Source organism: Pseudomonas bijieensis (assembly GCF_013347965.1).
Lineage (GTDB): Bacteria > Pseudomonadota > Gammaproteobacteria > Pseudomonadales > Pseudomonadaceae > Aquipseudomonas > Aquipseudomonas bijieensis.
This window is the reverse complement of record NZ_CP048810.1, coordinates 763,224-776,377: the sequence shown is the minus strand read 5'-3', so window position 1 is coordinate 776,377 and position 13,154 is coordinate 763,224. Positions and strand designations below refer to the sequence as shown.

Here is a 13,154-nt window from a genome sequence, read left to right as displayed (position 1 = left end):
GACACGTCCATGTAATGTGAGGGCTGGTGCAAGCTGGTTCCATGAGACTGGAGCCGGCAGTCGCTCGCGGCACATTCCCTTGCCAGAGGAGCGTCAGAAAGGACTGTTCGTTGATGCGACGTCCTATGACTGCTCCGGTTTTTGCCGCGCGCTTAGGCTAGGACGCTATGACTGGGCGGTCAACCGTTGAAAATCGGTAGACGGAGAGAGATGTGATGTCCGATGCGGCCAGCGCTAAAGGCTCAAAGCCCACGGGCTCAAAGGCCCAGTAGACGCGCGCATTCCCTGGAAGATCGCTGTTTTAGCGACCGAAACGTAGGATAATTATTTTGTACATCTCTTACATTTTGTGTGCTGCTTCACCAAAAAACGTTGTTACCCTGCCGCGCCTCAGGCCACACACCCGGGAATCGCAGCCGATCGGGATCACAAATGCCCGCCGGTACAGGATTAGCTCGGTGGTTTCGTGCCGCTGATGTTCGATGCGGCGTTGACCGCTGCCAACCACCTCTTTTGCCGCCAGGCCGGCGCGCTAGTGGGAAACAGCACTTCGTTTGGCCGATAGCGGGCGAGGCCGCAGGCGGCGGCGATGCGCTGGCGTTGCTGGCCGTGGACAAGGGCTTGCTGAAAACTGTGTTCGCTATGGGCCAAACCCAGCATATAACGCGTACCCACCTGGAATTGTCCGCCGTTGGCTTGCCACCATTTTTCGATTGCCTGCGGGTCGGGCCAGGGCAGGTTCTCATCGGGGTCCATCGCGACATTGGGATCTTCAGGGTTGTCGTTCGGGCCCGCATCGAAATCCGGCAGGGCCTGCAGTTCCAGATCAAGCAACGCCAGGTCAGCGCCAGTGATCAGGCTGAAGGCTTCGCCGGCGACCCGGGCAAAGGGCAGGTCGCTCATCTGTTGGATCAACCAGGGCACGCAGACCGGATCGCCCAGCAGCCCAAGGGCCTCGATGCCGATGCGCCGATCCCGGGGATCCTGTACCCACTGGCGTATCCAGGCGATGCTGGGCTCGCGTTCCTGCCAGGCCAGCAGCACACAGAGCGCGCGGTATTGAAATTCGCCCGGTTGTTCGGCGAATGAGCGCAGAGGCTCCAAGGCCTGCTGATCGCCCATTTGGGTGGTGGCCCAGTTGGCCCAGAAGCGCGTGGCGGCGTCTTCATGCTGGCGGTGGGCACGAATCACCGGCAGCAGGTCACGCCGGCGCAGTTCGCCAGCCGTGCGCGCGGCACGCGCCAGCACGCTGGGGTCGGCATCGGAAAGTCCGGCCAGCAGGGCGGGGCCTGGGTCGTGGCGATGCATGCCGCAGGCGGCGAGGCCGAGGCGGCGGAACAGCGGGGCAGGGGCGGCGAGCATGCGCTCGATCCAGGGCGATATCCGCTCCCAGTCGAGCCAGCCCAAGGCCATCAGATAACCGCGCTCCGTTTCCATGGCCGTGCGCAAATGTTCGCTGAGCCGCGACAGCACGTTCGCATCGGCCGCCTCGAAAGCCAGCACCACACTGGCGAACATCTCGCCGATGGCGTGCGGGCCGAGCTGGGCCAATAGAGTTTGCAGGCCGTCAGGGGTTGCGATGCGCAAGCCATCAAGGTGGGCGTCAAGGCGGTTATCGAGTTTGTCGAGGTGCTCGATGTCGTAGTGCGGTGCGCGCAGGGCATAGTCGCGCAGGACCACGAGGAAGCTGGCTTCTTCGGCGTGCTGCTCGACCACCCGGGACAGCGAGTTGTTCATGAACCAAGCATCGCAATGATCGAGGTGGCGGGCAAACTCATGTGTTGTGCGGGCATATCACCCGCTCCCACTGATTGCCATCAAACTTGAGTATGTCGTCAACACCAAAGGAGTACAGCAGTCCATCACGGGCATCAAGTTTATGGGCGCCGGGAGGGGGTATAAGGCCCGTATCGATGTCGAAGAAGTCCTGCCCATCATATCGAACGATGCCGTGCACATGGGAAAGGTACAGATCCCCGTTGTACAGCGCCATGTCCCAGAAATTCATGGTTCTCTCTGTGTCGATGACCTGCCATCGATCGCGGTTGCCTAGCAGCAACAGACCATCATTCCCGCATGCATAAACCTCCTCTTCACTCTTGCACCTTACGCATGACAGCGGGCGATTGGTTGGGGAGTCCAGGGTGCTCCAGTACGATCCGTCGTAGTACAGGATGAGGCCCTTTTCACCCACCGCATAGATATTGTCGTGCGACAGGCCATCCAGGCTTTCCAAGGTTGGAGAGCCTATTTTCGTTCCGGGAGGGCTCATGTTCGTCCATGCACCGTTTGAGTGACGATAAACCTGGGATGACTGGCCGCAGATGTACAACTGGTTCTCGACTTCTCTTATGCAAAGCAGCTCGCCAAGCCGACCTGTTTCGATGCGATGGTTTTCGAACTTTCCTCGAATGTTGTCCAGAGTGAAGTCCGCCGAGCCAGACCTCACATAACGAAGGTTGCCATTTCGTCCAAGCATCCAGAGGCTGTTGTCACTGCGTCTGAAGCAGACCGCCCCGATGACATCGTTGTCTACGTCGTTGTAGACCCAATTTCCATCGAAGCAGAAGGCGACCCTGGACATCTGTTCGTCCGGCAGGGAGTTGTACTGCGCAGGAATAACGATTGTGCCCGGCTTAACAATTAGGCCACAGGTGAAAAACAGGGAGTCTTCATTGTTCATGATGGCATCTCTATATCAAGGGGGCCGGGTTCTTCGGCTTCTTTTCAAGGGCGGGTGCGCGAACTTCCCCCCTGCGCATACTTGATTCCGGGCCAACGCCCAGGTCTGCGTGACCTTTGTCGATCTGAGCCTTCAGGCAGTTTTTATCGCAGCCCGTCTCATCGGCGACCGCTTGGGCCGAGAGGTCACTTATTTGCGCGTAGGTGAAATCATCACGACCGTCCAACATCGCATCTCGTTTGACCACGTACCCCCTACCGATACGTCCATGCTGCATGAGTTTTTCCGTCGGGCCTTGACGAGAGTTGTGGTCAGCGCCCTCTACACATATGCAGGGGGCCTTGTTGTGATCGTATGTCGGGACGAAAGGATCACCACGGACTTTCAGCTTCCCGGTTTTCGGATTGATGGGCCGGGGTGTCGATAAATCTGCTACCGGTACCGGGTGGTGCGGGGTCTTTCCCCCACATTTTGAACAGCGGGTTTTGGGCGAATTTGGTACCAGCATGCATTTGCGTGCTTCACAGCACGCGGGGCTTGTATTGTCGGCGGGGCCGGGTATTGCGCCGCGAGACAATGACTTGGCTGGCGGCGGGCAGGCCGCCTTTACTTTTTCCACGGTGCCTGACTTGACACAAGGGTTGTTGGGGTCGGCCATTGCTACCGCATCCAAATAGGGCCATGCCAGTGTGTTGGACGTTGAACCGTGGTTATGGGTGGTCAGGTCCATATTTCGTACGACGTTTTCAGCTTCAAATTTCACATTCATCGACCAGGCCGTGAAATAGACCTTCCCTTTGATCTTGCCGGTGATGATCCCCTTTTTCGGGGCATTGCCAGCCTCGTCCCCATAACTGGTCTTGAAATAGCTCTTATCCTTGAGCATGGCTTCCTTGCCACTGATCTTAACCGTTCGCGTGCCCTTGGTCGTATCCTTGGCCATGCCGGTATTGGGGTAGGGAATCGGCACCCCCAGCGGGGTGGGCGGGGCCTGGGGCGGGGTGAAGCAGACATCCGGGAAGCAGGCGATCGATTTGCCATCCGCCGCCTTGCAGGAAATTTCCATATTGTTGGCATACACCTCATTCGCCATTACGCAGCCCTCACAGTCTGGTAACTGAGCATCACGGCGGCGCGTTCGCCAGCGTCGTTGCCGAGGTGGCAGAAGATATTCGGTCCTTCGCCATAGCCCTTGCGACTGGCAGCCAGGGCCACGGAGAGCATGGCCGGGCCGATGGCGGCGCCGACTTCGCCAATGCAGTCGGCCGGGTGCCAGAGATGGAAGAACTCCTTGCGCACGCGCAGGGTTCGGCTGAGGGCCAAGGATGCTTCCTTGAAGTAGTACTGCTCACCGGAGATGTCGGTGAGCCGATAATCCATCTGCTCCAACCCACAGCCGGCTTCGCTCAGGGCTGCGCGCACGGCATGAGTCAGACCATCGGCGCGCAGGGGAATGTCTTCGGCCTCCACGGTGGCCTTCTCCACGCCGAACCCCAGCCCCATGCAGGCCAGTTGCGGCTCTTCACGGGCGACGGGGGCCGCCAGCACCACGGCGGCGGCGCCTTCGCCGGGGATAAAGCCGTTGGAGTTCTGGCTGGTGAGCAGGCGCTCGCGTTCTTCGAAGGCGGCCAACGTCGATGCGTTCAGAAAAGAGTCGACGCCGGCAATCAGTACGTGGCGATGGCCGCTCTGGTAGATCAGCGTGCGCGCATTCAGCAGGGCCACGGCGGCGCTGACCCGACCACGGGCGATGATGTAAGAGTCCGGATGAAAACGCAGGCCCAGTTCGGTTTCGATAGCCTGCAGCAACCCCTTGTCGAGGCCGGCGAGGCGGCCGGGACGCTCGACTTCGGCCACGCCCAGCAGCAGCGGGGTTTTTTCCGGATCGACCCCGGGGGTGCTCTGTAAGGCTTCGGCGATGGCGCGAGCGGCCATCTTGAGCAACTTGGTGCGGCCGCGCCAGGGCTGCTCCAGAGGTACGCTGGCGGCCATCAGCCATTCGCCACCCTGGTCGATGAAACGGGTTTCCTGGAAATTGTCGATGGCGCAGCGGATCGCCGCGCAGCTCGCGGGTGCACTGAGGCCGACAGCGCTGACCATGCCGGAGCCGATGATGCAAAGTGCGGTCATCCGTCCATCTCCTCGGGGGCGCGCCTGGATTTTACCAGGGAGGAGAGCGACGGGTAGTAATCCTTGCCCAGTTCACGGGCGCGCCACCAACCCGTGGACATTGTGCCAACCAGCACCTGGGCGATCTCGAACAGGTTGCGCCGCAAAGGACGGGAAACACGCCAGGTCAGTTGCACCTGGCGCGCGTCTGTGTCGATCAGCAGGGTGTCGATTACCGCCTGCACAGTCTCATGGCCACCTTTTTTCAAGAAGAACGTCACCGGAACCTCCATTTCAGGGATGCGAAAGCCCGCGCGCTCTTGGGGCGTGAGGTTGAGCAGTAGCACGTCCTCGCCGCCACGCAGGTAAGGAATCTGCTGATCGTCAGGGGCTGCCTGGAAGTAGCGACGGTCGAAATCTTGCGGGAGAAACGGAAAGCAGTCGGCCAGCCAGGCCTCGTCGTAGGTACCGGCGAAACGGGCGCGTTGTGGCCAGCTACGACCGATGGGGCCGAGGGCCATGGGGCGAAAATCGCCGGAGGGGCTGTCGATCGGCTTGCCCAGTTCTTCCGTATTCGGCATTGGCTTGTAAGCGACTTCAGCACTGTCGATGCTGCCTGGAAACCAACCGCAACCGCTTGGATTGTCCGGGTAGCAATGACGCATATCCGGATTCTTGGCCATGGGATGGGAGCCTCCGTAGGCCTGGGCATAGGAGATGTCCTGCTGGGTAAAGGGCTGCGGTAAACCGGGAGATACCCCCAATAGCCCCGGTTGCCATTGTCGGGGGCCGAGGACGGAAAAGGCTTTGCTCATCTGCCCGACGCGAATGCCCGCGGCCAGCTGCGTCACGGGCCGCCCGCCTGGGGCATAGGCCTTGCCGCGTACCAGCACATCGCAGAATGGCTTGACCGGGGCGAAGTCCATTTCCTGCAGCGGGGCGCTGAGGCCCGGCTCGCCGAGGAAGGTGTCGGCCATCAGCAGCGGTTGCTGGGTGTCGGCGAGGGTTGCCGCACGGCCGTCCAGCGGTAAATCAAACGTGCCTTTGGCCACGATCACCAGGGATTCGCGACCATCGGGCTCCAGGCCCTGGGTGTAGGCCGCAAACAGTTTGCTGGCGTTGAGCAGCTCCATGAGTCGACTACCTGTCTAGTTGATCTGCACCGAACCGCCCTTGATGCGGTTCACGCCGGATGACCGGTTCGAAAGATAGGTCCCACGGATCAGCACCTTGCCCTCACGCGTGAGGGTAATGCTCGCCTTACCGCAGCGCAGGACGATTTCCCGCTCTGCCGTGAACTCCAAGCGCTCGCCGTCCAGGTGGGCGACGGCTGGCGTGGCGGTTTGCGGCAGGCGCTGGATGCGACCGATCACCAGCGGCCGGGTCAAATCGCCGGCCTCGAACATCAGTGCGACCTGGGCGCCGATGTCTTCACGGGCGAGCGGGGTGGTGGTGCGCGCGGCGAGGCCCGTTTCGCCGGGGCAGCCAGGGAAGGCCACCACCGGGGCATCTGCCCCGGGCACATCCAGCAGCACCCCAATCACGACGCCATCCACGCGCGCGGGCGTGGCGGTAGAGGAAACGGGGAAATGATATTCAACGGTCATGGCGCCCACTCCGTGGCTAGTTCTGCAGGATTTTCTGGCCTTTGACGACCACGTTTTTGTTGGCCTTGATGTTGATGGCGCCGGATCCGTCGATGGTGATGTTCTTGCCGCTGATCACAATGGTGCCGTCCTTCTTCATGGTGATGCTGGCCGCGCCCGTGGTCAGGCTGATGGAGTCACCAGCGTTGAGGGAGAAGTGCTTGCCCACATCCAGGCTGTCGTTCTGCTTGATGCTCGTGCTGCGGTTCTGAGCGACATCGCGGGACTCGTTCTGGCCGATCTGGGTACTCTGGTTGCCGTTGATCTCGATCCCTTCGTTGCCCTGGACCGTTTCGTTGCGGTTGCCGCTGATGCCGATGGTCTCGTTGCCACCCACGTCCTCGGTGCGGTTGCTGGCGATGCTGATTTTTTCGTTCGCACCGACTTTTTCCGTGCGGTCGGCACCGATGGTGATGGTCTCGTTACTGCCCACGCTCTCGGTGCGATTGGCACCAATAGTGATTTTCTCGTTGCTGCCAACATCCTCGGTGCGGTTCACGCCAATGGAGATGGTTTCGTTGTTGCCGACCTTTTCCTTGCGGTCCACACCGATGGTGATGGTTTCGTTGTTATCGACGGTTTCGGTGCGGTCGTGTTTGACGTGCACGGTTTCGTCGTTGTCGATGGTCTTGCTGCGGTCATGACCGACCCAGTGGGTCTCGTCGTTCTCGACCTCGATGTCCTGGTTCTTTTCGGCGTGGATAAACAGTTGCTCGGCGCCTTTCTTATCCTCCATGCGGATTTCATTGAAGTTGGCCGGTGAGCCGCCCTTGCTCGAACGGCTTTTCACCCCGCTCTGGGTGGCGTTGGCCGGCAGCGCATAGGGCACGGTCTGTTCGGCGTTGTAGACGCGGCCGGTGATGATCGGACGATCCGGATCGCCCTCCAGGAAGCTGACGATGACTTCCTGACCGATCCGCGGGAGCTGCACCGAGCCCCAATTCTTCCCGGCCCAAGCCTGGGACACGCGAATCCAGCAGGAGCTGTTTTCGTTGGATTGGTCATGGCGATCCCAATGGAAATGCACCTTGACCCGGCCATACTGGTCGGTCCAGATCTCCTCGCCACTGGGGCCGACCACCACGGCAGTCTGCGGCCCGCGGACAATGGGCATGGGCGTGAGGGGGAGAGGGCGGAAGGCCTGGTTGGCATCCATGCAGTCCAGTTCGCTGACGAACTGTTCGGCGATATCCGACTGTCCGCTTTCATAGGCTTCCTGACGGATCTGATAACGGGCGACCACCACGAGGTATTCGCGGTTCTGGTCCGCGCGGTCATAGCCCGTCAGCGTGAACATATGGCCGCAACCCAGCCCGCGAGCGCGACCGCGCAACTGCACACGCTCGAACTGGCTGTGAATAGCCTCGATGCGGGTGCGCGCGTAGTGCTCGCCATCGTTGCTCTGTACGTACTCACCGGGATAGTCATAGAGCGGATGGTCGCCGTTGCTGTGGTTGCGCGGCACACTGGAGCGCACCTCAAGGCTGGCGCGAGGGCGTAGGAAGTCGTAGTCGTTCAGCGCCAGCGAACCGGGTTGTACTTCCCGGGCCAGTTGCCAGTCGTAGAAATGATCACGCTCGCGCATTTGTCGATCGGGCGGATAAAAGGGCACTGATTCATAGTCCGCCGCAGTGGTGTGAGCGCCATAGGCATCGGCCAATACCAGGACATGCCGCGATTTCTCATGGCGAAAGTAGTAATAGATGCCTTCCTGCTCCATCAGCCGACTGACGAAGTCGAAGCTGGTTTCGCGGTACTGCACGCAATATTCCCACTCGCGGTAACTGCCGCTGAGGCCGTCTTCGAAATCGGAGAAACCGAGGTCGCGAAACACCTGCTTGATGATGTCCGGCACCGTCTTGTTCTGGAAAATCCGACAATCCGAGGTGCGCGTGAGCAGCCAGAACCAGGGACGCAAGCTGATCCGGTAACCGGCGAACTGGCCGTGGCCGGTCAATTGCCGGCAACTGCAGACAATGCCGTGAAAGTAGCGTTTGCCGCCGTCGTACAGCTCCAGGGTCAGGCCCATCGGCTTGCCCAGCAACTGGTCGAACGTGATTGCTCGGTCTTCGGAAGTCAGGTCCAACTCGTAGTGGAACAACCGCCCCAACTCTTCGCTACCTTCCATGCCTTGCAGCAACAGCACATCTTCGCCGAGAGGACTGTCGACCTGCACCAAGCGATTGTTTTGCGTGATTGCCATGAACGGCTTCCTGTGGCTCGTATTCGGGCGTCAGTCAGCCTTAAGGAAGGCGGCGTCGGATCCAGGGTTGTCGCCACAGGAAGGGCCAGGGGAAGTCGAGTCCAACAACTGCTGCCTATCCACCACGAAGGTGATCTCCATATCGGCCTCGCAATCCTCTTTATTCAACAGGAACCTGAGGGGTTTCAAGATTTTAAGATAGGTGAGCTAAGGTCGTTTATTTAGTTTCTTTAGCTATTTATTTAATTCCAAATATACATAAGAGATGATGCGGATTAACAAGCACATCGTCCCGGATCATTGCCGGAACCCGTTGAAAAAGCCCCCGGCATCCATGTGCCTGCGAATTGGTTCCGCATGCGCCCGCATTGGCTGTCTGAAGGTCGAGGCGGATAGCCAAAGCCGCCCCACACTTTCTATGAAGCCGTCGCAATGGTGCCGCCATCAATGCTATATGTCGTAAGTGGCCCGTATAGCCTCCACGGCCCGCTCACCGATCACGACGCACGGGGCCATCGTATTGCCGCTGGTGACATGCGGCATGATGGAAGCGTCGGCAATGCGCAGGCCCTGGACTCCGTAGACCCGCAGTTGACCATCTACCACGGACATCGCGTCCTGGCCCATTTTTGCCGTACCGCATTGGTGCCAGTAAGTCACGGCCGCGTTGCGCGCGTAGTGTTCGAGCGATTGGGTATTCAGTTTTCCAGGCAGGCTTTCACCTTTTACCAAGCCCTTGAAGGGGGCCTGCGCGCCCAGTTCCTGGACAAATCGAATGTTTTCCAGCGCGTTGCGCAGATCGGCCGGATGCGACAGCGTGTTGGGTTCGATGATGGGGGCATCGGTCACATTCGGGCCGCTGAGCTTGACCCGTCCGCGACTTTCCGGGTGGGCAAGGCCGGCGAACATTGTCCAGCCGTGTACGGGCACGCCGAGTGAGGCGGTCTCTGCGCTGGGTACTGGAAATTCGACCTGGCAGTGGAACATGTCCGGGAGACGCAAAGTGCTGTCGCTGCTCCAGTAGAGCGTCGCCTCCGAACCGCCGTAACCCACCGCTTGTGGCGTCGCGTATTCGAAAATAACCGCAAAGGACACGTGATCCTGATGATTGGCGCCAACACCGGGGAGCTGCTGGACGAGCGCAATGCCATGGCGCTGCAATTCTTCCTCCGGCCCCACGCCTGATTGCATCAGGACCTTCGGCGTGTTGACCGCTCCCAGCGAAAGAATGACTTCGTGATTGGCGTAAAAGCACTCGGTCTGGCCATTGCTTATGGTTTGCACGCCGATGGCGCGTTGGTCCCTGAATAGCACGCGACTGACAAGCGTATCCGTCAAGACCGTGAGATTGGGCTGGCCACGGCGTGGCGCGACGTATGCGCGGTAGATGGAGTTACGCCGGCCATCCTTGACGATGAGATCGTTCAAGGCAGCACCTCCGCGGCCTTCCATCATGGCGCCGTTCGGGTTGTCAAAAACCGGTATACCCATTCCGGCAGCCGCGCTGAGCATGGCGTTCGCAATCGGCTGGGCGTCTCGCACAGGCGCGACATGAACCGGTCCGCCTTTGCCGCGACGGACTGGATCGCAGGCCCCCTGATAGTCTTCCACGCGTTGATAAATCTTCAGGGCCGAGGCGTAGTTCCACGCAGGATCGCCACTTTGCGCGGCAAAATCTTCCCAATCGTTTTTGTGACCGCGGGCCCACAACATGACATTGACGCTGGACCCACCGCCCAATCCGCGGCCCATATTCAGCGGGATTTTCCTGTCGTTGAGATGAGGGTTCGCGGCACCTACGAAGTTCCAATCGCGCTCGCTGCCAAGGTTCAGGGGCCAGTTTCCCGGCTCCAGCACATGGGGGTGTTCATCGCCGCCCCCAGCCTCGATGAGCAATACCTCGACCTCGGGATTTTCGGCCAGCCGTCCGGCCACGACGGAGCCGGCGGTGCCCGCTCCACAGACGATAAAGTCGAAATGATGTTTTTTCAGCTCGGAACTCATGAGCAGGGCTCCTTGGGCGGAGTGTTTCGTTCGCCAGATTCATGGAGTTTCGCCAGGGCAGGGAGGTACGTTGCGGCTGGCTGTTCGGCTACCGCTTGCGCTATGACTCGCGGCGGCAAACATTCCAGGTGCAGCGCACTTCCCTCGACCTCAGCGCAGAAGGGGCCAGGGATTACTGGCTCTTCTGAACAGCCTGGATGATGACTTTTGCAACATCGGCCGGGCGCGATTGTTGCGGCACGTGGCTGGCGTCGACTTCGCTGACCTTGGCACCGATCTTCTTGGCGAAAGCCCGCTGCAGATCAGGCTGGATCATCCGGTCTTCCTTGGCCACGACGTACCAGGTTGGCTTGCCTTTCCAGGCGGCGACGCTGGTTTTGTCATCGAAGGCCGAGGCGCGGATCGGCCCCTGCGTCGCCGCCATTACCGCGGTTTGCTGTGCGGAAAGATCCTGGGCAAACCCGGTGGCCATGCCCTCGGCGGTCATGTACAGGAAACCGTTTTTGTCGGCGGCGATGTCTTTCACACCGGACGGGGCAGGGTAGTCCTTGCCCAGGTCTTTACTGGCTTGACCGGCATCCGGGGCGAACGCGGCGACGTACACCAGGCTGCGTACTTTCTTGTCGGTGCCAGCCTCGCTGATGACGGTGCCGCCCCAGGAATGGCCGACCAATACGACGTCGTTCTCCTGGTTGTTCAGTACACGCTGCGTGGCGGCGACATCGTCAGCCAGCGAGGTCAGCGGATTTTGTACCACGGTGACCTTGATGCCTTCCGCCTGCAGCAGCGGGACGACCTTGCCCCAGTCGGACCCGTCGGCGAAAGCGCCATGGACGATGACGACAGAAGGTTGCTGCGTCGCGGCATGTACTGCGCCGCCGAACAAGGAACAGGTCATGGCGAGTGTGAGGGCAAGGGCCTTGGGTTTGAACATGATGCGATCTCCTGTATGGGGTGAGCGCAGTTTCAGCGATACTCGGCGGCTGAGGTATCGGTCATTTATCCGAGGCCATCAATAATGTTCAATCGAATGTCCGGAGGAAACGACATGTCGGCAGGTGACTGTATCGAATTGGAAGACGCCATTCTGGCGTTGTCCATGGTCGGCGACCTGAGCATGGGCCAACCGTTCGATCAGTCACGCCGCACCGCCCGATTGGTGCTGATGCTCGCGCAGGCGTGCAATGGTGCTGGCGAGCACACCGAGATCGGACGCCAGGTGGCCTTGCTGCGCTGGTCAGGGTGTACCGCCAATGCGCAGGGTTTCACCCAACTGCTGGGCGATGACGTCGAGGGCCGCAACGCGATGCTGACGAATACCCTCAGTGCAGCGGGCCAGCGAGCGATGCGCAGGTCTACGCCGCTGGCACAGATTCATTGCGAGGTGTCCGGTGATATCGCTCATACATTGGGCTTGAGAACCGAAGTCGAACACGGGCTGCGTCATGTGTTCGAGCAATACGACGGGGAGGGAAGGCCGTTCGGCCTGCGTCATCCGCAGGTACCGGAGGTGGTTTATCAGGTGTTGCTGGCAGGGGATCTGGAAATTCTGTCCCGCAGCCACGGTCTGGAGGTGGCTTTACAGTGGATCAGCAGCAAGAGCGACCGACGTTATCCAGCAGCGCTCGCCAGCGAAATGTTGAAGCACGCTGAGGACTGGTTGGATCAGCTGCGGACACCACAGTCTGTCGATCCGCGGGAAACCACGGCACAGGTGCCGCTGACCCTGGTCGGCGATGTGATCGATCTCAAGCTCCCGTGGCTGTCGGGATATTCGCGCTGCGCCTCGGAACTGGTGCGCGAGGCCGCCAGGCTTTCCGGCCTGTCGGCATCAGCCGTTGACCATCTCGGCCAAGCGGCGCTCATCCATGGTATTGGCCGCGCAGCAGTGCCCAATCGAGTCTGGAACATTCCCGGAGCGTTATTGGAGGGCGATCTTGAGCAAGTGCGGTTGGTGCCTTACTGGACGTCGCGGGCCTGCGGCCAGATACCGGCGCTGGCCGTGTCGGGTCAGATAGCGGCTCACGCGTACGAACGACTGGATGGCAGTGGTTACTTTCGCAGTCTCAGCGGCGACGCGCTGCAAAGCGAACACCTCTTGCTTGCCGCGGCCCTGGCTTGGCAAGCGTTGCTGAGCGACCGACCGTGGCGACCGGCCCTCAGTCATGACGATGCCACCCGCCTGTTGCTGGACGAAGCGGACCAGGGACGCTTTGACCGACGCGCCTGTCAGGCGGTCATCGCGGCGGCGCGCGGGGATACCACGATGACCGCCTGCAAGCCTGGCGGTGGCCTGCTTTCCGAGCGTGAAACCGAAATTCTACGGCGCATCAGTGCAGGCGGAAGCAACAAGGAAGTGGCGCGTCAACTGGGCATCAGTCCGAGCACGGTTCGTACCCATGTGGAAAACGTGTTCCGTAAACTTCAATGCACCACCCGTGCGGCTGCGACGCTCAAAGCCCTGACGCTAGGGTTGATTTGAGGCGCTTTCCGGACGATGGTTTTTCCA

The 13,154-nt window shown here is 60.4% G+C and carries 10 protein-coding genes; 1 reads left to right on the top strand and 9 read right to left on the bottom strand.

Features of this window, described 5'->3' with window-relative positions:
• Positions 1–450 precede the first annotated feature (450 nt).
• The 9 genes from GN234_RS03250 to GN234_RS03210 form a co-directional block, all read right to left on the bottom strand.
• Positions 451–1,737, bottom strand: coding sequence for a TIGR02270 family protein (locus GN234_RS03250; protein ID WP_116832443.1), 1,287 nt, complete (start codon positions 1,735–1,737; stop codon positions 451–453).
• 37 nt (positions 1,738–1,774) lie between these two features.
• Positions 1,775–2,683 carry a hypothetical protein gene (locus GN234_RS03245; RefSeq protein WP_163858684.1) on the bottom strand — a complete coding sequence of 303 codons (909 nt, stop codon included), beginning with the start codon at positions 2,681–2,683 and terminating at the stop codon, positions 1,775–1,777.
• Positions 2,684–2,693: 10 nt separating this feature from the next.
• Positions 2,694–3,776: a PAAR-like domain-containing protein gene (locus GN234_RS03240; RefSeq protein ID WP_109754100.1), complete on the bottom strand. Its 1,083-nt coding sequence runs from the start codon at positions 3,774–3,776 to the stop codon at positions 2,694–2,696.
• Positions 3,776–4,813 (bottom strand): hypothetical protein, encoded by a 1,038-nt coding sequence (locus GN234_RS03235; protein ID WP_176687864.1) that lies wholly within the window; start codon positions 4,811–4,813, stop codon positions 3,776–3,778. The genes GN234_RS03240 and GN234_RS03235 overlap by 1 nt, the downstream gene beginning before the upstream one ends.
• The gene (locus tag GN234_RS03230) at positions 4,810–5,925 is read right to left on the bottom strand and encodes a DUF2169 family type VI secretion system accessory protein (RefSeq protein ID WP_176687863.1); all 1,116 of its coding nucleotides are present in this window, start codon (positions 5,923–5,925) and stop codon (positions 4,810–4,812) included. The genes GN234_RS03235 and GN234_RS03230 overlap by 4 nt, the downstream gene beginning before the upstream one ends.
• Positions 5,926–5,940: 15 nt before the next feature.
• Positions 5,941–6,399 (bottom strand): DUF6484 domain-containing protein, encoded by a 459-nt coding sequence (locus tag GN234_RS03225; RefSeq protein ID WP_109754103.1) that lies wholly within the window; start codon positions 6,397–6,399, stop codon positions 5,941–5,943.
• A 16-nt stretch (positions 6,400–6,415) separates the two neighbouring features.
• Positions 6,416–8,641, bottom strand: a complete 2,226-nt coding sequence (locus GN234_RS03220) for a type VI secretion system Vgr family protein (RefSeq protein ID WP_109754104.1) — start codon at positions 8,639–8,641, stop codon at positions 6,416–6,418.
• A 450-nt stretch (positions 8,642–9,091) separates the two neighbouring features.
• Positions 9,092–10,645, bottom strand: coding sequence for a GMC family oxidoreductase (locus GN234_RS03215; protein ID WP_176687862.1), 1,554 nt, complete (start codon positions 10,643–10,645; stop codon positions 9,092–9,094).
• A 172-nt stretch (positions 10,646–10,817) separates the two neighbouring features.
• Positions 10,818–11,579 carry an alpha/beta hydrolase gene (locus tag GN234_RS03210; RefSeq protein ID WP_109754106.1) on the bottom strand — a complete coding sequence of 254 codons (762 nt, stop codon included), beginning with the start codon at positions 11,577–11,579 and terminating at the stop codon, positions 10,818–10,820.
• A gap of 114 nt (positions 11,580–11,693) precedes the next feature.
• Here GN234_RS03210 and GN234_RS03205 point away from each other — a divergent pair, with 114 nt between their 5' ends.
• Positions 11,694–13,127, top strand: a complete 1,434-nt coding sequence (locus GN234_RS03205; RefSeq protein ID WP_176687861.1) for an HD domain-containing phosphohydrolase — start codon at positions 11,694–11,696, stop codon at positions 13,125–13,127.
• Positions 13,128–13,154: the final 27 nt, after the last annotated feature.

Coding starts and splice junctions, on each gene's coding strand:
- GN234_RS03210 (WP_109754106.1), bottom strand. CDS start 11,579: ATGTTCAAACCCAAGGCCCTTGCCCTCACACTCGCCATGACCTGTTCC.
- GN234_RS03220 (WP_109754104.1), bottom strand. CDS start 8,641: ATGGCAATCACGCAAAACAATCGCTTGGTGCAGGTCGACAGTCCTCTC.
- GN234_RS03245 (WP_163858684.1), bottom strand. CDS start 2,683: ATGAACAATGAAGACTCCCTGTTTTTCACCTGTGGCCTAATTGTTAAG.
- GN234_RS03215 (WP_176687862.1), bottom strand. CDS start 10,645: ATGAGTTCCGAGCTGAAAAAACATCATTTCGACTTTATCGTCTGTGGA.
- GN234_RS03225 (WP_109754103.1), bottom strand. CDS start 6,399: ATGACCGTTGAATATCATTTCCCCGTTTCCTCTACCGCCACGCCCGCG.
- GN234_RS03230 (WP_176687863.1), bottom strand. CDS start 5,925: ATGGAGCTGCTCAACGCCAGCAAACTGTTTGCGGCCTACACCCAGGGC.
- GN234_RS03235 (WP_176687864.1), bottom strand. CDS start 4,813: ATGACCGCACTTTGCATCATCGGCTCCGGCATGGTCAGCGCTGTCGGC.
- GN234_RS03240 (WP_109754100.1), bottom strand. CDS start 3,776: ATGGCGAATGAGGTGTATGCCAACAATATGGAAATTTCCTGCAAGGCG.
- GN234_RS03205 (WP_176687861.1), top strand. CDS start 11,694: ATGTCGGCAGGTGACTGTATCGAATTGGAAGACGCCATTCTGGCGTTG.
- GN234_RS03250 (WP_116832443.1), bottom strand. CDS start 1,737: ATGAACAACTCGCTGTCCCGGGTGGTCGAGCAGCACGCCGAAGAAGCC.